The organism is Streptomyces sp. B3I8, from assembly GCF_030816915.1.
GTDB lineage: Bacteria > Actinomycetota > Actinomycetes > Streptomycetales > Streptomycetaceae > Streptomyces.
Map to the genome: position 1 here is coordinate 5437227 of NZ_JAUSYN010000002.1, position 23160 is coordinate 5460386.

General features: G+C 71.0%; 21 protein-coding genes. 10 read left to right on the top strand and 11 right to left on the bottom strand.

Annotation, left to right across the window (positions count from 1 at the left end):
• Positions 1 to 234: 234 nt before the first annotated feature.
• Both QFZ64_RS26255 and QFZ64_RS26260 read left to right on the top strand, forming a co-directional pair.
• The gene (locus QFZ64_RS26255) at positions 235 to 1482 is read left to right on the top strand and encodes a LuxR C-terminal-related transcriptional regulator (protein WP_307069776.1); all 1248 of its coding nucleotides are present in this window, start codon (positions 235 to 237) and stop codon (positions 1480 to 1482) included.
• Between the two features lie 437 nt (positions 1483 to 1919).
• Complete coding sequence (locus QFZ64_RS26260) at positions 1920 to 2708, top strand: DUF6196 family protein (protein WP_307069778.1); 789 nt, start codon at positions 1920 to 1922, stop codon at positions 2706 to 2708.
• 553 nt (positions 2709 to 3261) lie between these two features.
• On the opposite strand, the gene QFZ64_RS26265 is transcribed toward QFZ64_RS26260, so the two are convergent.
• Positions 3262 to 3786, bottom strand: coding sequence for a CGNR zinc finger domain-containing protein (locus tag QFZ64_RS26265; protein ID WP_307069780.1), 525 nt, complete (start codon positions 3784 to 3786; stop codon positions 3262 to 3264).
• 812 nt (positions 3787 to 4598) lie between these two features.
• Here QFZ64_RS26265 and QFZ64_RS26270 point away from each other — a divergent pair.
• The 4 genes from QFZ64_RS26270 (at position 4599) to QFZ64_RS26285 (ending at position 6321) form a co-directional block, all read left to right on the top strand.
• Positions 4599 to 5132 (top strand): RNA polymerase sigma factor, encoded by a 534-nt coding sequence (locus QFZ64_RS26270; protein WP_307069782.1) that lies wholly within the window; start codon positions 4599 to 4601, stop codon positions 5130 to 5132.
• Positions 5133 to 5272: 140 nt separating this feature from the next.
• Positions 5273 to 5752 (top strand): methylated-DNA--[protein]-cysteine S-methyltransferase, encoded by a 480-nt coding sequence (locus QFZ64_RS26275; RefSeq protein ID WP_373430775.1) that lies wholly within the window; start codon positions 5273 to 5275, stop codon positions 5750 to 5752.
• Between the two features lie 102 nt (positions 5753 to 5854).
• Positions 5855 to 6184, top strand: coding sequence for an ester cyclase (locus QFZ64_RS26280; RefSeq protein WP_307069786.1), 330 nt, complete (start codon positions 5855 to 5857; stop codon positions 6182 to 6184).
• Positions 6166 to 6321: a hypothetical protein gene (locus QFZ64_RS26285; protein ID WP_307069788.1), complete on the top strand. Its 156-nt coding sequence runs from the start codon at positions 6166 to 6168 to the stop codon at positions 6319 to 6321. Before QFZ64_RS26280 ends, QFZ64_RS26285 begins: the two co-directional genes overlap by 19 nt.
• 14 nt (positions 6322 to 6335) lie before the next feature.
• Here QFZ64_RS26285 and QFZ64_RS26290 read toward each other — a convergent pair whose 3' ends face one another.
• The 4 genes from QFZ64_RS26290 to QFZ64_RS26305 all read right to left on the bottom strand — a co-directional run bounded on the left by QFZ64_RS26290 (position 6336) and on the right by QFZ64_RS26305 (position 9197).
• Positions 6336 to 7292, bottom strand: a complete 957-nt coding sequence (locus QFZ64_RS26290; protein WP_307069790.1) for an alpha/beta fold hydrolase — start codon at positions 7290 to 7292, stop codon at positions 6336 to 6338.
• A gap of 83 nt (positions 7293 to 7375) precedes the next feature.
• Positions 7376 to 7747 (bottom strand): alpha/beta fold hydrolase, encoded by a 372-nt coding sequence (locus QFZ64_RS26295; protein WP_307069792.1) that lies wholly within the window; start codon positions 7745 to 7747, stop codon positions 7376 to 7378.
• 32 nt (positions 7748 to 7779) lie between these two features.
• A complete protein-coding gene (locus QFZ64_RS26300) occupies positions 7780 to 8526 on the bottom strand; it encodes an epoxide hydrolase family protein (protein ID WP_307069794.1) in 747 nt (248 codons plus the stop codon).
• A gap of 59 nt (positions 8527 to 8585) precedes the next feature.
• Positions 8586 to 9197: a TetR/AcrR family transcriptional regulator gene (locus QFZ64_RS26305; protein WP_307069796.1), complete on the bottom strand. Its 612-nt coding sequence runs from the start codon at positions 9195 to 9197 to the stop codon at positions 8586 to 8588.
• Between the two features lie 265 nt (positions 9198 to 9462).
• On the opposite strand from QFZ64_RS26305, the gene QFZ64_RS26310 reads away from it, so the two are divergent.
• Entirely contained in the window at positions 9463 to 9873 is a 411-nt protein-coding gene (locus QFZ64_RS26310; protein WP_307069798.1) for a RidA family protein, read from the top strand.
• A 25-nt stretch (positions 9874 to 9898) separates the two neighbouring features.
• On the opposite strand, the gene QFZ64_RS26315 is transcribed toward QFZ64_RS26310, so the two are convergent.
• Positions 9899 to 11875, bottom strand: a complete 1977-nt coding sequence (locus tag QFZ64_RS26315) for an ABC transporter ATP-binding protein (RefSeq protein ID WP_307071871.1) — start codon at positions 11873 to 11875, stop codon at positions 9899 to 9901.
• 596 nt (positions 11876 to 12471) lie between these two features.
• On the opposite strand from QFZ64_RS26315, the gene QFZ64_RS26320 reads away from it, so the two are divergent.
• Positions 12472 to 14748, top strand: a complete 2277-nt coding sequence (locus QFZ64_RS26320) for a DUF262 domain-containing protein (protein ID WP_307069800.1) — start codon at positions 12472 to 12474, stop codon at positions 14746 to 14748.
• A gap of 293 nt (positions 14749 to 15041) precedes the next feature.
• Here QFZ64_RS26320 and QFZ64_RS26325 read toward each other — a convergent pair whose 3' ends face one another.
• The 4 genes from QFZ64_RS26325 to QFZ64_RS26340 form a co-directional block, all read right to left on the bottom strand.
• Positions 15042 to 16049, bottom strand: a complete 1008-nt coding sequence (locus QFZ64_RS26325; protein ID WP_307069802.1) for a methyltransferase — start codon at positions 16047 to 16049, stop codon at positions 15042 to 15044.
• A 2-nt stretch (positions 16050 to 16051) separates the two neighbouring features.
• Entirely contained in the window at positions 16052 to 17710 is a 1659-nt protein-coding gene (locus tag QFZ64_RS26330; RefSeq protein ID WP_307069804.1) for a class I adenylate-forming enzyme family protein, read from the bottom strand.
• Positions 17711 to 17726: 16 nt separating this feature from the next.
• The gene (locus tag QFZ64_RS26335) at positions 17727 to 18959 is read right to left on the bottom strand and encodes an FAD-dependent monooxygenase (protein WP_307069806.1); all 1233 of its coding nucleotides are present in this window, start codon (positions 18957 to 18959) and stop codon (positions 17727 to 17729) included.
• A 245-nt stretch (positions 18960 to 19204) separates the two neighbouring features.
• Positions 19205 to 20362, bottom strand: coding sequence for a CynX/NimT family MFS transporter (locus QFZ64_RS26340; RefSeq protein ID WP_307069809.1), 1158 nt, complete (start codon positions 20360 to 20362; stop codon positions 19205 to 19207).
• 233 nt (positions 20363 to 20595) lie between these two features.
• Between QFZ64_RS26340 and QFZ64_RS26345 the strand changes: the two genes are divergently transcribed.
• Together QFZ64_RS26345 and QFZ64_RS26350 are read left to right on the top strand one after the other, a co-directional pair.
• Complete coding sequence (locus QFZ64_RS26345) at positions 20596 to 21075, top strand: Rrf2 family transcriptional regulator (RefSeq protein WP_307069811.1); 480 nt, start codon at positions 20596 to 20598, stop codon at positions 21073 to 21075.
• A 97-nt stretch (positions 21076 to 21172) separates the two neighbouring features.
• Complete coding sequence (locus QFZ64_RS26350; RefSeq protein WP_307069813.1) at positions 21173 to 22177, top strand: ParB N-terminal domain-containing protein; 1005 nt, start codon at positions 21173 to 21175, stop codon at positions 22175 to 22177.
• A gap of 125 nt (positions 22178 to 22302) precedes the next feature.
• Here the strand turns inward: QFZ64_RS26350 and QFZ64_RS26355 are convergent, their stop codons facing one another.
• Positions 22303 to 22986 (bottom strand): AfsR/SARP family transcriptional regulator, encoded by a 684-nt coding sequence (locus QFZ64_RS26355; RefSeq protein ID WP_307069815.1) that lies wholly within the window; start codon positions 22984 to 22986, stop codon positions 22303 to 22305.
• Positions 22987 to 23160: the final 174 nt, after the last annotated feature.

Here is a 23160-nt window from a genome sequence, read left to right on the forward strand (position 1 = left end):
CAAGAAATCTCGAAATCAGCCACTACTTGTTCGAGTAGTTGACGGACCGAAGAGAGGTGAGGTAAGGCGGCGCGCAGAGTGCGGAATCGGCCTCGCGATCGGCCGGAAAGCGTAGGTCGGACATGGGATCCCCTTTACCCGGGTCGGTTAACGTCGCATACGGGGTTCAGGGCGTCATGCCTCGCGAACACGTGCCGAAGCGATTGCTGCATCAGGCACACACCGGGGAGAAAAGTGAATTTGTACGGCCGTGTCCATGAGCAACGGGTATTACGGCGATGTTTACACCGAATAAGGAGCAGGCCGAGTAATTTGGTCCTGCTGCACGGTCCGAAGGGCTGCGGGAAGACCGTCCTGGTCGATCGAATTTCGGACACCGCGCGACGGACCGGCTTCGATGTCGTGAACGGCCCCGCGGCGCGGCACAGGAGACTGTTGCTGGCGGTTTCTTTGATGACGGGCCCGCCCCGTTCCCGGATATTTCCCGGCTCGGCCGAGCCGGACGCACCCACGCCTGGGCCGAACCTCCTGGACGCGGCCCTCGACGCCGAACTGCCGGGCCCTCGCCATGCCACGGCCCGGCCTGTGCTCATCGCCCTGGACGATGTCGTCTGGGACGATCCCGACGTTCTGGCCGCCCTGCGCGGGTTGCCCGCCGCACCGTCGGACCGCCGTGTGGTGTGGCTGCTGTGCGGCACCGGGGGACCGGCCCCGCACGCGCTGTTCCGGCATCCGGACTCCGTCGGCCTCGCGCTCGGCCCGCTGGGACCTCAAGACGCGTTACGGATGGCCGCGGACCGGCTCGGGGAATCGCCGGACGCATCGGTGGAGCGCCTGATCACGGCCTGTGGCGGACATCCCGCCCTGTTGGGGGCGGTGCTGGACGAGCTGGTCGCCGGTGCGGGCCACAGGGTGCGCGGCGACGTCGCCGGTCCGGCGTCGACGGCACTTCCGCCGCGCGTGCTGACCACGCTGCTGCGTGCGGATCCCCGGCTGTCCGGCCCGGCCCGAGACCTCCTGCAGGAGCTCGCCGCACGGCAGCTCTCGCCGTGGACGAGCGAGTTGATGCGCCTCCCGGACGGCCGTGCGGTGTCCGTGCTCGCCTCCGTGCGCGAGGCCGTGGAGGCCGGTGTGCTCGTCCTCGACGGTGACCGGCTTCGCTTCCGCCATCCGCTGCTGTGCAGGGCCGCCGGCCTGCTGAGGCAGGAGCGGTCGGTGGACGACGGGGAGTGCGGTCTGCTGAGCCCCACCGAGCGGGCCATCACGCGGCTCGTCGCGGAAGGACTGACGAACCGCCAGATAGCCTCCCGCGTCAAGCTGTCACCTCATACCGTCAACTTCCATCTCCGGAAGATCTTCAAAAAGCTCGGCGTCTCCTCGCGCGTCGAACTGGTGGGAACCCGTCTCCGCCAGCTCCGCCCCGCTGACGACGCCTGCCCCACGCCGCCCGTCGATGAGAGCAGGCCCGCACACGCGGGGTGACAGGTCCGCCTCCGTCACCGACCGGAGAGGGACGGCGGACACACGGTCGGGTCGCCCCGCACCGCTCGCACTCCCCGCTGCCGGGCCGAACGCCGGACCCCTTGTGGATCGACACGGTTCATGGTGCCCGGGCGCGTCTCGGAGCGCGTCGTGGACGAGGGTGCCGTCGGCGACGCCAGGTGCCCTTTCTCGCCGAACAGCTCGGCGAGAACCATGCCGGGTTGGTCGATGGGTTCCGCGTGCCCCTCCAGTGGTACTCGTGCCCGCCGGACGGATCCCTCGTGTTCGACGAGGGCATCGGCCCGTCGTCGCGTAGGTGCGCGGCGGGTGGGCCGTGAGGGCGTGGGACACCGCCGCAGGTGAGGTGGGGCGCGGGGCGCGGGATGAATCGGTACTAATGGTTTGACACATTAGGTGGTACGAGGCAGTGTGGGGGCATGGTTCAGGTGTCTGCCGAGGTACCAGCACAGTCCGAAGCCCGGCTGAGGGCGGTGATGCGTCACTGCACTGTCGACTGGTTGCCCGGCACATGGGTCTTCCGTGAAGGCGCGGAGGCCGAGACCGCGGACGCTGCCCAGGCGGCGATCGCGAGAGTGAGCGACGAAGGCCGGGTGAGCGCCCTGATGCCGGGCGGCTCGGACGGCTCGGGTGGCTCGGACGGTGAGGTCTTCGCCGTCTTCCGCGTGATCCTGCCGGCCGGTGTCGACGACAGCGGCTTCGTGGGATGGTTCGCCGGCGCCGTCAAGGCCGCCACCGGGAGCGGTCTGTTCGTCATCTGCGGCTACGACCGCCGACGCGGCGGCATCTACGACTACTACGGCGTGCCGCAGGGTGTCGCCGGTGAAGTCAGACGCGTCGTCACCGCACTCGCGGGTGAACCGCTCGGTGCCGGAGGCACGGTCCTCCGGCCCGCACCGACCAGCCTCAGCCCGGTGTTCGGGCCACAGGCCGTGTTCTGTCTGGACCGGAACGCCGACGGAATCGTCGCCAGATACGGCGGAGGGAACATCGCGCACGGGATGCTCGCCGCTTCGTGCGCGGCAGACGAAACAACGGCCACGTTCCGGTATCTGCACGTCGACGTCGACGGCACCCCCCGAAGCGGAGACTTCGAGGGCCGACTCTTCCGTGACGCTTCCGGCAGTTGGGTCCTGTCGGCACCCTCGGTGCCGGGCGAGGACGCGTGGACGCGTGATCCGGCGCCGTTGGTGTTGCGCCAGGCGTGATGCGTCGTCAGTGGGTGCTCGGCCCGAGGTCACCTTGCGGGTGGAGAGTGGCTGAGGGTGGCGCTCGACCGCCCCGCTCACGTGCCCGGCGTGGTGACGGAGGGTAGCCGCGTCGCCCGACTGCTCCCCGCCGTTGGTGACTTGCCGGACGCGGGAGGGGAGTTCAATCACGGTCATGCCCACGTGTCCGGTCGCCGTCGCCGTCGCCGTCTCCGGCTCTGGTGCGATCAGTGCCTGTGCCTCGGCCTGTCGCCTTCACGTGAGACGGCGGGCAGCCGTCCACCGCCCGAACAACCAGGGCAACTCACGCGTTCTTCGCAGCGTCGGCACTGTTCGGAGAGCGTGCGTTCCGCACCCCGTCCGGCGAGCACCCGGTCGTGCTACGCGAGCAGATACGTCATCGGAACGTCCAGGCCGACGAAGTCGACCTCGTCGGTTGCGAGGTGCACGAACGCGTTGACGATCGCGACGGCGCGCAACCGTCTCCCCGGCAGCGGGGCGGCGCCGGCGATCGGGAAGCCGGCTCAACTGTGGCGGACCGGTACGACCTCCGTCACGAGTGACGGCGTGCGTGTGCCGCCACTCGGGCACGGTTGCCGCATACGCGCGTGTCGCACCAGCGACGGTTGGCACGTGTGCCGGCGAACACCTTGCGGCAGTCCGTGCCCTCGCACCGTCGCAGTCCGGCCGCCTGGGGGCTGAGGAGGAGGTCGACCGTCGATCGTGCGAGCAGATGAGAGATCGCTTCGAGGGGCGGCACCCGGCCCACGGCCGCGCCGCCGGCCGTCGGCCGCAGGCGAAAAGGTGCTGCTTCCAGTCCCGCGTCCGTCGCCAGGGCGAACGCGGCCGCGGAGGGTTTGCGGCCGTCGGCCACCGCGTGCAGTACCGACTGGGTGGCATCGCGGCGTTCCAGCAGGCTCCCCAAGCCGGCGGCGGTCAGCCGGTCGGCAAGCGGCTGCAGCGTCGGCCAGTTCTTCGTCCACCCGCGGAACTCCTCGAGCGTGCCGATCCGGTCCCGCAGCGAGGACGAGAGGGTGTTGGCGAAGGACACGGAGAGCGGTTCCGGGTCGGTGAGCACTCCCGCACTCTACCCGACTAATGGGTCAGGCCATTATTCGGGGGCGATGGAGGCCACCGGGCCGGGTGCGTCGGCGAGGGACTAGGCCGGGCAGCAACGCGGTCACGCTTCCGCCCCGCGGGGCCGGCAGGAGGTCACCCGGCGGTCGCGGACGTCCCCGGTGCCGCTGACAGTGCTTTCCTGGTCCGCTTTCCAGCGGGCGTACTTCCCGGGCAGGCATACGGCGCAGGGTCGGTGTCCGGCCGCGATCGCGGTCGCCTCGTCGGGGAAGAACACCCTGGGCTCCACCGCATGGGGTGGCGGCGGAAGCCGTTCCCGCCACGGACCGGGCGGTGCCGCACGGGGAAGATCATCCCTCGCCGTTCCGCAGGACCAGCGGGGGAGTGAGCGCCACTCCTTCCTCGTCCAACCGGGCCTACCGGTCCGCCCAGTTGCCGTTGCCGAGGGCCGGAAGAGTCCTGTCGTGCGGGACGAGGGGTGCCGGGTCTGCCGGTGCGGTGTCGCTGAACAGGGCGTCCGAAGCGGGGGAGGGCTGGGCGAAGGAGCGGCCTTCGCGCGGTTGTCGGTCAGGGGGCTCCGCCCGGTGACCGCCGCTGCTCCTCGCCCGCGCCGGCAAAATTCGGACTTCGCGTTCGTGGCGACAGGGTGCCGGTGGTCGTCCGGAAGAATCGGCTGCCGGGGAGGGCCGCCGCCCGGACGTTTCAGGGGAGCAGGCCGACCGGCGACTCCTCCGGCTCCTCCCGCTTCTCCCCGAACGGAAGCACTATGGCCTCGCACCTCACATTCCCGCGCTGCCACGTCGTTTACCAGACGTGACCAAACCACCTTTCGAACAGATCGTGAGCGACCACGGGCCGACGGTCCTGCGGGTGTGCCGGGCCGTCCTGGGACCGAACGACGCCGAGGACGCGTGGTCCGAGACGTTCCTCGCCGCGATGAAGGCCTATCCGCGCCTCGCGGTCGACGCCAACATCGAAGCCTGGCTGGTCACGATCGCCCACCGGAAAGCCATCGACATCGTCCGGGCCAACAACCGGCGCCCGATCGCCGTGGACGAGCCACCCGAACCCCCGCCCCCGGCTCACACCGGCTCGACCCCGGGCCGGGGCGGCGCACTGTGGGACGAAGCGTCGTGGGACGGCGCCCTGTGGGACGCGCTGAAAGCACTGCCCGAGCGGCAACGCCAGACCGTGGCGTACCACCACGTGGCGGGAATGCCGTACAAGGAGATCGCCGCACTGATCGGCGGCAGCGCCGACGCCGCTCGCCGAGCCGCAGCCGACGGCATCAAGAGGTTGCGCAGTACATATCCACAACTGATCGCAGAGAGGGGAGCCCGACAGTGAACACGCACGACGACGACTACTACGGTGGGCGCCTTGCCGCGGCACTGCTGCCACCGGAGGACCAGGTCATGGGCCGGCTGCACGCACGGCTGGTGAGGCAGGCGCACGAGGAGGACGTCCTCGACCTCTCCTACCGGACCATGGACACACCGGTCGGAACACTTCTGCTGGCCGCCACCCCCCGCGGCCTGGTCAAGGTCGCCTACGCGGTCCAGGACCACGCCGAGGTCCTGCAGTCGCTGGCCGACACGGTCGGCCCCCGCGTCCTCCACGCGCCGCGTCTGCTGGATCCCGTCAGCCGCCAGCTCGACGAATACTTCGCCGGCCGGCGGCGCGGCTTCGACCTCGCGCTGGACTGGCGGCTGTCCCGGGGCTTCCGCCACGAAGTCCTCACCCATCTCGCCGACATCGCCTACGGGCGCACCGCGAGCTACGCCCAGGTCGCCGCGGCCACCACCAGCCCCCGGGCGGTGCGTGCTGTCGGCACGGCGTGCGCCACCAATCCGCTCCCCGTCGTGGTGCCGTGCCATCGCGTGGTGCGCTCGGACGGTTCGGCGGGACAGTACGTCGGCGGCGCCGAGGCCAAGCGCGCTCTCCTCACTCTGGAAACCACCGCCTGACCGTCATTCCGCGGACGGATTTCGATTCCCGCGTCACATGCCGTCCGCGGCCGGCTTCTTCCCGGTCAGGGATCCGGGAAGACCCGCGAAGACAAGCACGCGATGCACAAGGAGTACGTCGTGCCGACAGAAGAGAACAAGGCAGTGGTCGGTCGCTGGTTCACCGAGTTCTGGGGGCCGGAAGTCAACCCCGCCGTCATCGACGAGGTGGCGGCACCCGACATCCGATTCGCATACTCCCTGCACGCCCCGTGCCGTGGACGTGACGAGGTGCGCGCCTTCGCCACCGAGTTCCGCACGGTCTTCCCCGGCCTCGCCTTCTCCGGCACCACCTCGCTTCCGAGTCGTCTTCTCGATGCCGGAAGCGAAAGCCCCGACCTCCGGGAAATGGCGGGCGGACGGACAGGGTGGGAATGGTGCAGGAGCGCCTGAAGGACGTCGAGGTGCAGTACTTCGAGACCGGTGTCAGCCTTCTCGAGGCCGAGGACGGGATCATCACGGAGGAACTCGGATACGACGGGACCTTCCTCTCTCGGCGACGCCCCGGTGAGGGCGGCGAGGCGATGTGAATCACCGGGCCTGCTCAGGAACGGGCCGTGAGGAAATCGATGAGTGCCGCGTTGACCTCGTCCGGGCGTTCCTGCTGGGTCCAGTGTCCGCAGCCCGCCAGTGCGACGGGCGCGCGGTGCAGGTTGGGCATGCGGTCGGGCAGGCTTGCGATGAACTCGGGGGCGCCGGGGAAGGCGGGGACGGGGTCGCGGTCGCCGTAGAGGTAGAGGGCGGGCGGGGTGATGGCGGCGCCCTGCCAGGGTGCCGTCAGCTCCCAGTTGCGGTCGAGGTTGCGGTACCAGTTCAGGGCTCCGGTGAAGCCCTGGGAGAAGCTGTCGGTGAGGGCGTCGAGGTCGGTCTCGGTGAACCAGTCCGGCAGCACCTCGGGGTCGGGCATGGCGGCGAGCCAGCCCCGCTCCGGGTCGACCAGCGGCTGTTCGACCTCGCCGGGCCGGTCGCCGGAGGCCGCGTAGAAGAACTTGCGGAGCGCGGTGCGCGGGTCCTGCCCGAACTCGGCGTCGGCGACTCCGGGGCGGTCGAAGTAGTTCCAGTAGAAGCGCCCGCCGAACTTCTTCTCCATGGCCACCAGCGGAGGTTCCGGGCCCCGGGTCGGCGGCGGCACGCTCAGGCCGGCCACCCCGAGCACCACGTCCGGCCGCAGCAGGGCGGTGTGCCAGGCGACCGGCGCACCCCAGTCGTGCCCGACGACGTACGCCCTCTCCTCGCCCAGCGCGTGGATCAGGCCGACGACGTCGCCGACCAGGTGCAGGATGCTGTACGCGGCCACGTCGGCGGGGTGGTCGCTGCGCCCGTAGCCACGCTGGTCGGGGGCGACCACCCGGAAGCCCGCGGCGGCCAGCGGGCCGAACTGGCGGTGCCAGGAGTGCCATGACTCGGGAAAGCCGTGCAGCAGCACGACCAGGGGGCCCTCGCCTTCCTCGGCGATGTGCAGCCGGACCCCGTTCACGTCGATCATCCGATGCTCAACCATGTGCCCGAGCGTACGTGGCGTGATCTTCGACGGGGTTCCGATCGCGGACTTCGTCCCCCGGTTCCGGCACCCCGCCCCAGGGCTCACGACCGGCGTTCGTGGGCCCTGAGTTCGCGGAAGAACGTGACGATGTCGTCGGCGAGCAGGGCGGGTTCCTCGTGGGCGGCGAAGTGTCCACCGCGGGGCATGAGCGTGTGGCGCGTGAGCCGGTGGGTGCGCTCGGCCCAGCTGCGCGGCGGCCGGGAGAGGTCCGCGGGGAACTGGGCGAGCGCGGTGGGGACCTCGACGCGGCGTACTCGTCGGGTCAGGTGGTGTGCGTACTCGTAGTACGGGCGGAGGGACGTGGAGACGGTGCCGGTGAACCAGTAGAGGGACGCCTGGGTGAGGAGGAAGTCGTCGCTGAAGCGGGTGGACAGGTCGCCTCCGCAGTCGCTCCAGGCGCGGTACTTCTCCACGATCCAGGAGAGCAGTCCGGCGGGTGAGTCGCTCAGGGCGGGGGGGCGAGGGTGAGCGGGCGGGTGGCCTGCTGGTGCAGATAGCCGCCCTCCTCCGCCTGCCAGGCCGCGACGGACGCGAGATACGCCCGCTCCTCGGGGGTCGACGAGGCCGGGTCGTGGTCGGCCGGTGCCGCGACGGCGAGCAGGTGGATGCCGACGAGGGCCTCGGGGTGCGCCTCTGCGAGCCGGGAGGTGATGCCGGCGCCCAGGTCGCCGCCGTGGGCCGCGTAGCGGGCGAAGCCGAGGTGGTCGTGCATCAGCCGGTGCCAGAGGTCGTGGGTCTGCTCGCCGCCGCCGAGTGTGGGCCGCTGCGGGGAGAAGGCGAAGCCCGGCAGCGAGGGGACGACGACGGTGAAGGCGTCCCGGGCGTCGCCGCCGTGACGGGAGGGAGCGGCCAGGCGTTCGGCAAGGGCGGTGAGTTCCAGGACGGTGCTCGGCCAGCCGTGGGTGAGCACGATCGGCAGGGCGCCCGGGTGCTCGCCGTCGTAGCGGAGGTAGTGCACCGGCGTGCCGCCGATGTCGGCGAAGTGGGACGGCAGCGTGTTGACGGCGGCCTCGTGGGCCCGCCAGTCGTAGCCCGAGGCCCAGTACGCGACGAGGCGGCGGAGTTCGGCCGCGGATGTGCCTGCCTCCCAGCCGTCGAGGGGCCAGGGCTCGGCCCACCGGGTGGCACGCAGCCGGGCGCGGAGGTCCTCGAGGTCGGCGTCGGTGACGCGGATGACGGGGGTGGTGGGCACGGTGCTCTCCTCAGGAGGGGGCTCGGGCGGGGTGCGCGGGTGAGTGGGGGTACGGACGCTCACCTGAGCGGACCGGTCGCCGCGGGGCCGAGCGTGTGCACGACGGCCGCCCGGATCTCCTCACCGGATTCCGGCTCCGTGGAGAGCAGCGTGTGCATGATCATTCCCTCCAGGAGGGCGTCCAGACGGGCGGCGGTCTCGGGCCCGGTGCAGCGGGCCAGCACCGCCCGGCTGGACCGGGTCCACTCCTGGGTCAGTGCACGCAGCGCGGGATCCCGCAGCGCGGCCAGGTGCAGTTCGAAGCCGAGGACCGCGCTGCGGTGCCGGGACGGACCTCCCCGGACCTGTTCCACCAGGACGTCGACCAGATCCTCGCGCGAGGCCGCCTCGGCGAAGAGCGCCTCGTACTCGCCGCTTTGCCGCTCGACGTACCTGGCGAACGCCCGCGCGCAGAGTTCGGTCAGGCTCGCGAAGTGGTACGTGACGGAGCCCAGCGGTACGTCCGCCCGGGCGGCCACCTTGCGGTGCGTGATCCCGGCGACCCCGACCTCGGCGAGTACGTCCAGCGCGGCGTCGAGTATGTGCTCCCTGCGCCGTGGGTCGTGGCGGCGGACGCGTCGCCCCTGACCGCCCGCCGTCCCCCGCCTGCCGGATGTTCCCTCGGGATCCATAAGAACAAACGTACACTGTGAGGGGCGGTCGTCCAGCGAGGAAGTCCTTCGAGCGGCGACAGCTCGGCCGGCGGCCCGGCCATGGCACCGGGGAGGCGGGCGGTGTGAAAAAGGGAGGGCGAAGCCGGCCGGCCGTTGGCAGGATGTCCCCGCTCGACAACCGAGGCACGACATCGAGGCTCGGCATCCTCGAAATGACGTCGAGGCCCGACATCCGAGGCTCGGACTCGAGGCTCGACTCCTGATGGGAAAGGACCCGACGACCATGGCCCGTGCCGTCACCCTGATCCGCTCCGCCTCCCTGTCCGACGTCGCCGAGTACGCCTACGCGGCCACGGCGCCCGCCGAGGCGCGCCTGATCTTCCTCGCCGGGGCATGTCCACTGAACGAGGACGGCTCCACGGCGGCGATCGGCGATCACGCGGGCCAGGCGGCGAAAGCCATGGAGAACATGCGGCTCGCGCTCGCCGCCGCGGGTGCGTCACTGCGGGACGTCATCAGTACCCGGGTTCTTGTCGCGTCGGCCCGGCAGGAGGACCTGGTGGCCGCCTGGGAGGTGGTCCGGGACGTGTTCGCCGACCACGACGTCCCGAGCACTTTGATGGGCGTCACCGTGCTCGGTTACAAGGACCAGCTCGTGGAGATCGAGGGCGTGGCCGCCGTGCTCGATTCCTGAGATCGTCCGAGACGGAGTCGGCGGGTCACACGGGATCGGTGACGGTGGGGGAGCCGCCGGGGCGGGGGACGGCGGGTGCGGGGGCGGGTACGGGGGCGTACTGGGCGGCCTGGGCGTCGAACATCGCGGCGTAGCGGCCCCGGGCGGCCATGAGTTCGTCGTGGCTGCCCTGCTCGACGAGCCGTCCGTGGTGCAGGACGTAGATGCGGTCGGCGTGGCGGACGCCGGACATGCGGTGGGTGACGAGGACGACGGCCCGGTTGGGGGCGGCCAGCCGGCGGATGCGGTCGAACGCGGCGATCTCGGCCTCCGGGTCGAGGGCGGAGGTCGGCTCGTCCACGATGAGCACCCCGTCGGCGTCCGAGGTGGAGCTGCGCCAGTGGGTGCGGGCGAGCCCGACCTTCTGCCACTCGCCGCCGGACAGTTCGCTCGCGCCGCGGAACACCCGGGCCAGCAGGGTGCCCAGGCCGTCGGGGAGTTTCGCGACGACCGGTTCGGCACCCGCGTACTCCACGGACGGCTGGAGGTCCGCCGGTTCCGCCGCCCTGCCGGGCCGGCCGATCCGGATGTTCAACGCCGCCGTCACGGGCCAGCGTTGGAAGTCCTGGGTGAGCAGCGCGACGCGGTCGAAGACGTCGAAGCGGTCCAGGGCGGCGAGGTCGGACGTCCCCCATCGCACGGTCCCGCTCTGCGGCAGCAGCAGGCCCGACAGCACCTTCATCAGGGTGCTCTTGCCGGAACCGTTCTCGCCGACCACGGCGGTGACCGAGCCCATGGGCAGGGCGAGGGACACCTCGTCCAGGGCGGCGGTCTCCCGGTCGGGGTAGCGGTAGCTCACTTTTTCCAGTGCGATCCGCTCCACCCGGGCCGGGACGGGATCGCCCCCGGCGGAGATCGTGCGCAGCGCCGCCTCGTCCAGGAACCGGGAGTGGTCGCGCACGTAGAGGGACTCCTCGTGCAGTTGGTTGACGTTCATCACCAGCGCCCCCAACCCCGCCGAGCCGGACCGGACGGCGATGACGGCGGTGCCGGCCACGGCCAGGCTCATGTGCCCGCTCCTGATCAGCCAGAACATGGCCGCGTACGTCGCCGCCAGGGCGAGGCCGGACAGCGCGGCGGCCGCCCACTCGGTGACGGCCTTGCCGGCCGCCAGGCGCTCCTGCTCGGTCTCGGCGCTCTCTGCCATCCGTTCGTAGCGGCTGAGCAGGAACGGCCCGACGGCGTGGATGCGCACCTCCTGGGCGGCGTCGCGCTCGGTGAGCAGGTTGCCGATGAGGCGGCCGGCCCGCACGTGCTCGACCCAGGTCAGCATGGACACGTACCGTTCCTGCGCCACCCGCATCGCGCCCCAGCCGCGCGGCGCCGCGATCAGGAGCAGCATCGGCAGCAGGACGGGGTGGAGGAGAGTGAGCACGCCGGCCGTGGAGACCAGGGAGATGACGCCGTTCAGCGCGGCCACGCAGGCGCTGATCATGCGGCGGGCGGACGCGGCACCGTACTGGGCGACGTCGATGAGCCGCCGGAACTCCGGGTCCTCGATGGCCTCCAGCTCGACCGACGCGGCGGCGGCCAGGTACTGGGTGGTGGCGATCCGCTCCACCAGGGGCTCCAGCCGGCCCGCCCGTGAGGTGGACCAGCCGGACAGGCCCGAGTTGACCACGGCGGCCCCGGCGGCGGCGAACAGTCCGGGCAGGATCGCGTGCAGCCGCTGCCCGGGGGTGCCGGAACCGAGCAGCGCGTGCATCACGGCGTTGACCGCGAGCAGCCCGACCGCCGCGGTGAGCCCCTGGCCGATCTCGCTGAGGGCCACCGTGAGCAGGGCGCGGCGGTCCGCCTGCCATGCCATCCGCAGGGTCGCCCCCACCAGTTTCGGCATGGAGCGCAGCGCCGAGAGCATCGTCAGGTCGAGCCAGGCGCGCTCGTGTTCGGACCAGCCCATGTCGTAGCGCAGCGGGCCGCCGAAGAGTTCCCGCTCGGCGTCGGAGACCTCCGGCTCGGCCATCCGTACGCGTCCGAAGAGCTTCTTCACCGGGCGCCTCCCGGTGCGGCGGGGCGGCGGCGCGATGACCGGGACGCGGGCGCCTGCGCGGGCCGTGCCGGTGCGGGCGGAGTCGCTGTGTGCGGTGCCGGTGGACGCGGAGTCACTGTGTGCGGACTCGCGTGTGCGGGTGTCCTGGCCGAAGTCAACATGGTCCCCTTCGACGGCGGTAGGGCTGCTCGCGCGGTTCAACGAGCCGACCGCGCTTTCGAACACATGTGTTTCGGCCGAGTCGCCACCCCTGCGGTCGTGCGCGCGTCGGAGGCTGCGGGGTACACCGACCCTTGCGGGCCCGGGGGAGGGGAGCGGAACGGGAGTGGCCGAAACGCCGTGGGCGTACGCGACCGCCCCGGCCCCGGCGAGACCGTCCGGGCCGAGTGCCCGACGGCTCACCGGGCCTGACGGACGTCCGGCTCGACGAGATGCCGGTCATCCCCGCCTGGAGTAGGCGCCGTTGACCCCTGTGAGGCGACCCGCCCGCGTGGTAAGAACCTGATGCTGCCTCACTTTATGACCGTTTTCACCGATCGGTCGACACCGGACGTCAGGAGCCCTCGGCTGTGCCACCCACCTTGTATCGCGTCACCAACTACACACTCCGGCATCTGATCGAGAACATCGAAGGCGGCCGGATCGGACTGCCCGACATCCAGCGTCCGTTCGTCTGGTCCGCGGCGAAGACCCGTGACCTCTTCGACTCGATGTACCGGGGTTACCCGATCGGCTCCCTGATGTTCTGGGAGACCGGTGCCGAGGTGGGGACGCGTCAGATCGGCACCGAAGCCGGTGACCGGGCGCCCCAGTTACTCGTCGTCGACGGACAGCAGCGGCTCACCGCCCTGTTCGCCGTCCTCACCGGGCGCAAGATCGTCACCAAGTCATTCGACGAGATCAATGTGCGTATCGCCTTCCGCCCGGAGGATCAGACGTTCGAGGTGACGGACGCGGCGATCGAGCGGGACGCCCATTTCATTCCGGACATCACCGCGCTGTGGGACCGGGGCGGTTACAAGTCCACCGTCCGGCAGTTCTTCGGGCGGCTCGCACAGACCTCCGGACAGCCCCTGTCGGACGAGGTCAAGGATCAGCTCGAAGAACGCATCTACTGGGTCCGGGACCTGCACGACTTCCACTTCCAAGTGGTGGAGCTCGGTGCTTCGGCCGACGAGGAGCAGGTCGCCGACATCTTCGTACGCATCAACTCCGAAGGTGTGAAGCTCAACCAGTCCGACTTCATCCTCACCCTGATGTCGGTGCACTGGGAGAAGGGGCGCCGTCAGCTCGAGGACTTCAGCCGGGACGCGGTGATCGCGGGACTTCCCGGTCCCAGCCCCCGCAACGCCTTCCTGGACCCCAGCCCGGACCAACTGCTGCGCGTGGCCGTCGCGGTCGCCTTCCGGCGCGCCCGGCTGCAACACGTCTACAGCGTCCTGCGGGGGAAGGACCTCGAAACCGGCAAGGTCACCGCCGAGCGACGGCAGCAACAGTTCGACCGGCTCGCCCAGGCGCACACGAAGGCGCTCGACCTGGAGAACTGGCACGAGTTCTTCCAGTGCGTCACGACGGCCGGCTTCCGCAGCCGCAAGATGATCACCTCCGACAACGCCCTGCTGTACAGCTACACGATCTGGCTGATCGGACGCCACGACTTCGGGCTGACGGCCGACGAACTCCGTCCCGTGATCGCCCGGTGGTTCTTCATGGCGCACACCACCGGCCGGTACTCCAACTCGCCCGAGTCGCAGATGGAGTTCGACCTCGGACGGATCGGCAGTCTGCCGTCGGGCGACGGCCGGGCCTTCACCGCGGAACTCGACCGGATCATCGCGGCGAACTTCACCGGCGACTACTGGGACATCTCCCTGCCGAACCGGCTGGACACCTCCTCCTCGCGGTCCCCGGTGCTGTTCGCCTACCAGGCGGCGCTCAACATCCTCGACGCCGAGACGCTCTTCGGCGATCAACGCCTTCGTGATCTGCTGGACCCCTCGGTCAAACCCGCCAGGACCGTCGACCGGCACAACCTGTTCCCCCGCAAGACGCTCGCCGGACTGGGTGTCGCGGACCGGCGCCAGGTCAACGCCATCGCCAACATGGCCTACGTGACGTGGCCGGAGGGCGAGCAGTCCCGCGCCGACGCGCCGCACGAATACTGGCCGCGCATCACGGACGCGATGGACCCGGAGGTACTCCAGCGGCAGATGCGCTGGCACGCGCTCCCGGTCGGCTGGGAACAACTCGACTACTTCACCTTCCTGGAGCGGCGGCGCCGGCTCATCGCCAAGGTCGTACAGGAAGCGTTCGAGACCCTCACGGGGGAACGCCCCGCGTACGTCCCGACCACCCCGGCCGACATGATCGCCGCCGGGGAGTCCCAGGCCACCGAGTTCAAGGCCAGCGCCCGCTGGAACGTGTACACCCGGCAGGCCGACAAGTCCCTGCGGCACAACATCGTCAAGGCCGTCTGCGGCTTCCTGAACGGCGAGGGCGGGAACCTGTTCATCGGGGTCGCCGACGACGGGACTCTCCTCGGCATCGGCAACGACCTCGCCACCCTGGAGTCGCAGGCGAGCGTCGACGGCTACGAGCTCTTCGTGCGCCAGCTCCTCGACAGCAACCTGTCGGCCCCGACGGCGACCACCGTCCGCGTGCGCTTCCCCGAGGTGTCCGGCAACGTGGTCTGTCAGATCAGCGTGGCCGCGGCGGGCAGGCCGGTGTTCGCCCGGCCCGCCAAGGGCGGCAACGGCGCCACCGACTTCTGGGTCCGGGTGGGCAACGCCACCAAGCAGCTCCACGGCGACGACCTCGTGCGCTACAAGGAGGAGCACTGGGGATGAACGGCACCGCGGCCGCCCCGCCCGCACCTCAGGTGTGGCCGGGGCGGAAGGTGACGCCGCCTGAGGCGACGGGCACGTCGACGGCTCCGAAGGCCGCCTTGGCGCTCTCGCGCGGGATGACGCCCAGCGCCTTGATGTCCGGCCGCAGCCCGGGGTGCGCACCAGCTCGCGGAGCAGGCTGTTGTCCTCGTGGCAGGAGACGGGGCGCGCCGAACCGATCGGAGCCGCCGCGCCCGTTCCTCGTCCGGCCGGCAGTGTGCGCCGGGGGCGGAAGCCCCGGTGTCACCTGCGCGTCAGCTCGGCCTCGCGACCATCAGATGCGTCTCCAGAGGCAGATCGTGGATGGTCTCCAGGGTGAAGCCGGCCTTGGCGAGGAGGGTGCGGTACTGCGTCTCGTCCCGCTCCCGGCCGCCCCCGAGGACCACCAGCATGTGCATGTTGTAACCCTGGGTCAGTGAAGAGCCGGTGCCCGGGACCAGTACGCGTTCCAGGATCACCAGCTTGCCGTCGGGGGCCATCGCGCTACGGCAGTTGGCGAGGATCCGCCCGCACGCCTCGTCGTCGAAGCAGTGCAGGATGCGGGAGAGAAGGTAGACGTCTCCGTCGGGCGGGACCGACTCGAAGAAGTTCCCGGCGACCCGTTCGCACCGGTCCGCGTGGTCCGTGGCGATCGGGCGGTCCGCGCTCTCCTCGATCACGTGCGGGGCGTCGAACAGGACGGCGCGCGGGCCCTGGTTGGCGTTGAGGATCTCGTTGAGAAGCGCTCCGTGCCCGCCCGCGACGTCCACGATCCGTCGCGCACCGGAGAAGTCGCAGGCGCTGTTGACCTCGGCGAAGAAGGGGGTCCCCGCCACCATGGCCCGCTCGTAGGTCAGCGAGACCTCGGGGTTCTGGTGCAGGTACGAGAACAGGTCGGTGCCGTAGACGTGCGCGAACGCCGAGCGTCCGGTGCGCAGCGAATGGGACAGCGCGCCCCAGGCCGGGTAGAAGTGCGAGCCGTAGATGCGTACGTGGTCGCGCATCGAGTCGCGGGTGTCGGCGCGCAGCAGGTCGCCGATCTCGGTCAGCGCCCAGCCGCCGGCCTCGTCACCCTCGACCACTCCCAGGCTCTCCAGGAACAGCAGGAGCCGCCCCAGGGCATCGGCGTCGGTGCGGGTCGCGAGGGACAGGGCGATGGTCGGAGCGCGGCCCGCGGCCGCGATGGCGTCGACGGTGCCCGACTCGACGGCGAGGTGGACGGCCTGGGTCTTCCAGAACCCGGCCATCAGCTCGAACAGTTGACGCCCTGCTGTTTCCCTCATGGTCAGGCCCCCTTCGTAGTGTCCGGCACCGCGCGCATCCCGCCGGGGGGCGGGTGCTCCTCCCACAGCCGTCGGGCGAGTTCGGAACGTTGTATCTTCCGGGTCGAGGTGCGCGGCAGGTCGTCGAACCGGAGTTGGCGGAAGGCGCTCATCGGGGGCAGGTCGACGGTCGCCCGCCGCCACCGGCTCTCGTCGAGGGGCGCTTCGCCCCTGGTGGCCACGACCGGGACCGGCTCGCCCCGCGGGTCCGCCACGATCACCACTTCCCGCAGCTCTTCGAGGCGGCCCATCAGGAGGTCCTCGACCGCGAGGCTGCTGTCCACGGCATCGATCCGGTCCACCTCGCGGTCCATCAGGTGCAGCAGCCCCCGGCGGTCGAGGTAGCCCGTGTCACCGACCCGCCACCAGCCGTCGCGCAGTTCGCTCCGGAACCGCTCGTCCTCGCCCAGGTAGGTGAGGATCCGGGTGCGGCTGCGCACTTCGAGGTGGCCGCTCCGTCCGGGTCCGAGCCGTCGGCCCGAGTCGTCGACGACGCGCAGGGAGACGAAGCCGGGCAGCGGAAGCCCGACGCAGCGGCCGTCGGCCTTGTGGGCGGTGCGGCGTGTGTACCAGCGGCCGGCCATGGGACCGATCTCCGACTGTCCGTAGAACTGGACGAAGACCGGTCGCCGGTGCCGTGAGGCGGCGAGCATCCGCTGGATGGTGCGCGGGTGCATCGCGTCGAACGTGGCACCGAAGACGCGGACGCTGGACAGGGGAGCGCCGGGCGCGTGGTCGAGCTCCTCCCAGTCGATGTAGGTGTTGGGATGAGTCTCGATGTATCCGGGGCGGGTCCGGACGAACAGCGGGCCGATCTTGTCGGGGTGCGGATCCACGGCGATCACCATCGGGTTGCCGTGGCTGAGGAACATGGCGAGCCCCTGGTAGAAGCGGGAGTGCACGAACGTCATGCACAGCGCGGCCGTCTCCTTCCCCCGGATGGGCCAGGAGACCACCCGCTGCGGAACGAGCCGGTGCCAGCCGGCCTCGGGGCAGTGCACGGCAAGCTTCGGGATGCCGGTCGTACCGGAGCTGTGTGTGATCAGTGACGGCTGGCGCGGGTGGAGGAAGACCGGCTCGGGTACGGGGGCATCCGCGTACTCGGCGAGCGCGATCGGCTCGACGGTCCGGTCGGCGGTTTCCGCGACGAGGTCGGGGGGAGCCGTCCCGGCGGACAGCAGGACCTGGCGTACGTCGTCGGCCAGGGGCACGCCGCGCAGCTTGCCCGCGAGGGTGTCGCCGTCGGTCAGCAGCCACGGCTTCTCGAGCCGGACGAGCAGTTCGTGCGCGACCGCGCCGTCCAGGGCAGGTGACAGCAGCGCGGGTACGGCGCCGATCCGCGCGGCGGCGCAGGCGAGCAGGGCGATGTCGAAGTCGTCGCTCTTGTACAGCGCCACCCGTTCGGTGGGCCGGACTCCCACCGCCCAGAGGCGGGCCGCCAGCTCATCTATCTGATCGGCCAGTTGGCCGACGGTGAAGTGCGTTCCCCGGTCCGGCGCGTACTGCGGCGGGCGGTCCAGCGTGATCTGTGTCGTGGCGTCCCGGCGCGCGGCGGCGTGGAAGATGTCGCCGATGTAGAAGCCGTTCCCGCGGGTGACCCGGCTCAACAGCGTGTGCAGCACTGGTTCTCCTCGTAGGTCAGGGGCGAGCGGTGAGGCGTCCGGCCGAGGGCTCCCGTCCGGGTTCCGGGGCCGTGGTCGTCGCGACGGCTTCGTGGCCGTACAGCCAGTCGAGGTGCTCCAGGTCCTGTCGCGCGCGCATCTCACGGTCGCGCCGCTCCTGGTGCGTGCCGTCGGGGAGGTGGAACGTCCGCCCGAGGGCGCGGGCGCGCCGGTGGACATCGGCGGTACGGGGCATGCGCAGCCTCTCGTAGCGGCGGACGGCCCCGGTCAGGTCGCCGGGACGGGCCTCCTTCAGGCAGCGCGCGAGCACCTCGGCGTCCTCCAGCGCCTGGTTCGCCCCTTGCGAGAGGTAGGGGAGGGTGGGGTGTGCGGCATCGCCGAGCAGTACCACCCGACCGGTGGCGTACCGGTCGGCCATGTCACGGTCGAACAGGTTCCACCGGGTGACCGACGTGGCGGCGGTCACCACCCGTCGGACCTCCTCGTGCCAGCCGGCGAACGCCGCGTCGAGGTCCTCGACGGCGCCAGGGGCCGAGGAGGAACCGGAAGGGGTGTCCGGGTCGGCGCCGACGGCGCTGAAGTGGACGGTGTCGCCGCCCGCGACGGGGTAGTACGTGACGTGCCGCCCGGGGCCGAGCCAGAACATCACTCGCGGATCATGGGCGAAGGAGGGCACCACCTCGGCCGGGACGAGGCCTCGGTGCACCGAGTAGCCCGAGTGCCGCGGCGCGTCGTCCACGACCGCCCGGCGGACGACGGAGTGCACGCCGTCGGCCCCGATCACCAGGTCGGCGGTGGTCACGGAGCCGTCCGTGAGGTGGAGTTCGACCGTGTCGGGCCGTTGAACCAGGCGGGTGCAGCCCCTGCCGAGTTCGACGATGCCCTCGGGCACGGCGGACACCAGGCAGCGCTGCAGATCCGCGCGGTGGATCAGGTAGTACGGGGCGCCGAACCGTTCGTCGCACAGGGTGCCGTGCGGCACCCGGGAGATCGGGCTTCCGTCGTCCCACCGCCGGGTCTCGACGGCACCGGCTCGTACCGCGGTCCGGGCGAGGGCGTCGGCGAGCCCGAGCCGGTGCAGGACGCGTACTCCGTTGGGGGAGAGCTGGATGCCGGCGCCCACGGCTCCCCACACCGGTGTCCGCTCGAAAAGCCGGACGTCCATGCCATGGCCGTGCAGAAGCGTGGCGGTGACCAGACCGGCCACGCCACCTCCCACGATGGCTACCTGTGCCTTCGACGGGGCCATGCGCGTCCTCTCGACCAGGGTGGACCGGGTGACGCCGTGGGGGCCGGTTCACCGTCCGGGCCACGGGGTTTCGCCAGCGTCGCAGAGGCCTGTCGAGGTCGAGCAGTAGGAGTGCTCAATGCCATGGGCAGGGTGGGGCAGCGGGAAGAAGCGGGGTGGGGAAGTGGAAAGAGGCAGGAGCCCGTCCCGGGGGATTGGACGGACTCCTGCCGGTCGCGGTGCGGCGTCGCTCCGTGGCGGAGCGCTCAGCCGCGTCGGTCCTGTTCGATCCGGCGTGGTGAGAGCCGGGCGATGGGGGCGAGCATGAGCAGGGTGACGGCGGCGAGGAGACCGAAGCCGAGACGGTAGTCACCGGTGGCATCGCGCAGGCCGCCCACGACCACCGGTCCGACGGCCGCGCACGCGTACCCGACGAAGAACGCCATGGCGGCGAAGCGCCCGGCCTGTGCGGCGTCCCGGCTCGCCGAGACGGGCAGGGTCAGCACCAGCGTGAACAGTCCGCCGTGTCCGATGCCCATGGCGAGGACCCAGAGCCAGGTGCCGGTGCCGGGGCTGAAGGCGAAGCCCACGAATCCCACGGCGGTCAGCGCCGTCGTCACCGCGAGTCCGAGGCGTTTGTCGTCGCGCTCGCCGAGCAGGACAGGAACGCCCAGCATCGCGACGACCTGGATGGAGATCATCACCGTCAGCATGAAGCCGGCCCGGGCCTCGGTCAGTCCGCCGTCGTCGTGCAGCAACGGCGCGATCCACGCCAACTCGCAGTAGTACAGGGCGGAGTTGCCGGCGGAGATCGCGGTGATCCGCCAGGCCAGGCCGGAACGCCAGGGCAGACCGGTGGTGGCCGGGCCCTTGGGGCCGTCGATGTGGGCGAGGCGCAGCGGCCCCTTCGCCGCCGACCAGAGCACGATGCCGGCGACGGCGAGGAGCGCCCAGGAGGCCAGGGCCGCGGGCCAGGAGTCGAGCGCGTCGGCCAGCGGGGCGCTGACCCCGGCCGCCACCGCGCCGCCCAGTCCGAGCCCCGCCGTGTAGATCCCGGTCACCAGGCCTGCGCGGTCGGCGAAGCGGGTCTTCACGACGGCCGGCAGCAGCGTCTGGGAGATGGCGATGCCGGCGCCCACGACGGCGGCGCAGCACAGCTGGAGCCAGGTGGCCGTGCTCAGCCCCCGGGCCGCGGTGGCCGCGGCGACGACGACCAGGCCGATCAGCACGCCTCGCTGCAGTCCCCACCTGCGGCCCACCGACGCGGCCAGCGGAGCGCACAGGCCCATGGCCAGGGTCGGGATGGTCGTCAACAGGGACACCGCGGTCGCCGACAGGCCGAGGTCCGTGCGGATCCGGTCCACCAGGGGCGAGACCGCGGCGATCGCGGGACGCAGGTTGGCCGCCGCCACGAACAGGGCCACGGCGGCGAACCCGAGGGCCGCGTGCTCCCGTCCAGAGGCCGAAGCGGCGTCTTCCGAGCGGTGCCCCGGCGTCGCGGCAGCGGGTGACGTGGGAGTTAAACGATCTTCAGTCTCACTCATGACCTGCACCTTCGTCCATCTCGGGTCTGTCCCCGTTCTATCTCGGATACTTGGTGTCCTTGTTTATACCAGGATCTCGGACAGTAAACATCCGAGACTGCTATCCTGGCGTCATGAAGCTGTCCAACGGAGTCGAGTGGGCGCTGCACTGCTGTGTTTCCCTGACCCAGAGTCAGGCCCCCGTGTCCGCCGCACGGATCGCGAAGCTGCACGGCATTCCTTCGGCCTATCTCGCCAAGCACCTGCAGTCGCTGTCGCAGGCCGGCATCCTGCGCTCCACCCCGGGGCCGACCGGCGGGTACGTGCTCACAAGGGCCCCCGCCCAGATCACCGTCCTGGACGTCGTCCTGGCGATCGACGGCCCCGAACCGGCCTTCCGCTGCACGGAGATCCGCAGGAAGGGCCCGCTCGGCCTGGGCCCCGAGAAGTGCCGTACGCCCTGTGCCGTGTCGCGGGCCATGGCTGTCGCCGACTCCGCGTGGCGGGCGGCGCTCAAGGGCATCACGATCGCCGACCTCGCCCAGGACATCGAGGCCGACAGCTCGGGATCGGCCATGGGACCGGTACGGCAGTGGCTGGCCGCCACCGGTTGATCGGCGCCGGGTGACCGGCCCTTCGTTCCGCCCGCACCGCCCCCCTTACCGCGTGTTCCCGGAGGTGCATCGAGCAATGAGCCCCGACGAGTGCCTCGTGTCCGCACTCGATTGCGAACTGTCCACCGCGGCGACGGTGCCGATCGCCCGCCTGCTGCCGGCCGACTCCCCCCGCCACCGCGGCGAGGACGACGAGCACGTCCGTCTGCTCGCCGAATCGGAGCTGCCGCTGCCGCCGATCACCGTGCACCGCCCCTCCATGCGTGTCATCGACGGCATGCACCGACTGCTGGCCGCCCGGTGGCGCGGCAGGCAGGAGATCCAGGTGCGATTCTTCGACGGGCCGGCCAAGGACGCGTTCGTCCTCGGGGTCGAGGCCAACGTCCGACACGGACTGCCGCTGTCCACGGCCGAGCGCGTCACCGCCGCGGTCCGCATCATTCGCACGCACCCGGAGTGGTCGGACCGCGTCATCGCCTCCGTCACCGGTCTGTCGGCCAAGACGGTGGCCGCCCAACGCTTCGGAGTCCAGGGCGATGCGGCCGGGACGGCCCGCATCGGCAAGGACGGCCGTGTCCGCCCGCTCAGCAGCGCCGAGGGGCGCAGGACCGCGGCCCGGCTCATCGTCGAGGACCCGTCCGCCTCACTGCGCAGCGTCGCGAGGAGGGCGGGCATCGCCCCGGGAACCGTCCGTGACGTGCGCGACAGACTCGGGCGTGGCGAGGATCCCGTGCCGTCCAGGGCGCAGCCGGCACCGGCCACGCCCATGTCGCGGCCCGCACCGCCGCGCCTGGTCGTCCGCCAGGACACGGTCCCCATGTCGGCCGAGGCCCGGGAGGCGATGTTCCGCAGCCTGTGCCGGGATCCGTCCCTGCGGATGACCGAGACGGGGCGTCTGCTGCTGCGGATGATGGAGATCCATATGGCCGCGGACCACCGGCACATCGCCGCGGGAGTGCCGGCGCACTGCGCGGAGTCGATCTCCGTGATGGCCACGGCCTGCGCGCAGGTCTGGCAGGAACTGGCCGCCCTGGTCAAGCCGTCCGCGCCCGCCCCGTCGTTCCACCAGGCGCCTCCGTGGAGCGCCGCCTCCGCCCTGTAGGGCCCCTGCGGCGGCCGGGGTACCGGAAACAACCGTTTCCGGTACCCCGGCCGCCGCCGGCGCGCGGCCACCGAGGCGGGCGGTCCGGTGCTGGTGGACACGCCCTCGCGCGGCTGGAACCCGGCTCAGATGGCGAGGGCGTCCGAGGTCAGGATGGCCAGTTGCAGGTCCTGGAGCGGGGCTCCGGGTTCGATCCCGATCTCGTTCACCAGACGCAGTCGCAGGGAGCGCAGGACCTCCAGAGCCTCGGCGCGACGGCCGCCGAGCGCGAGTGCCTGCACGTACTGGTGGTGCAGGGCCTCGTGCAGCGGGTGTTCCCGGGTGACGGCGGCGAGCTGGGTGATGGCCCGCTGATGCAGTCCTGCCCTGATCTGTGCCTCGGCGCGCGTGGCTATCGCGTCGAGTCTCGATTCCTCGAACAGTCTCCGCTTGGATTCGAGCACGCGGCCGGCCGGTGCGTCCGCCAGCGCGTCCCCCCGCCACAGGTCCAGGGCCGCGTCCAGCAGACCGATGCCCTCGGCCGTCTCCCCTTCGCCCAGTGCTCTGCGTCCGCGCCCCGTCAGACGCTGGAACTCCAGCCAGTCGAGCTGGAGGTGGTCACCTTTCAGGCAGTAGCCGCCGGATCCGGTCACCAGCACCTCCCGGGAGACCCGGGCGGCGGAGCATCCGATGATGCGGGTCAGCAGTTTCCGGCAATTCAGAATGTAGGTCTGCAGGGTGCGCAGACCTGTCACGGGCGGGTTCTCCTGCCACAGCTCCCGTACAAGGCTCTGGACGGGAACCACCTGGTCGACGTGGACCAGCAGCATGGCCAGAACCGTTCGAATCTTCGGTGCGACCGCGACGGCTTCGACCGCCCCGTCGACACCTATGTGCAGGGCACCCAGGACCCTGGCGTGCACTAGAGGGTGAGCACGCGCGGTTCGAGGGGCGTCGCGCACGAGGCGTGAATCGAGCCCTGAGTCGGTCGCGTAGTTCGACTG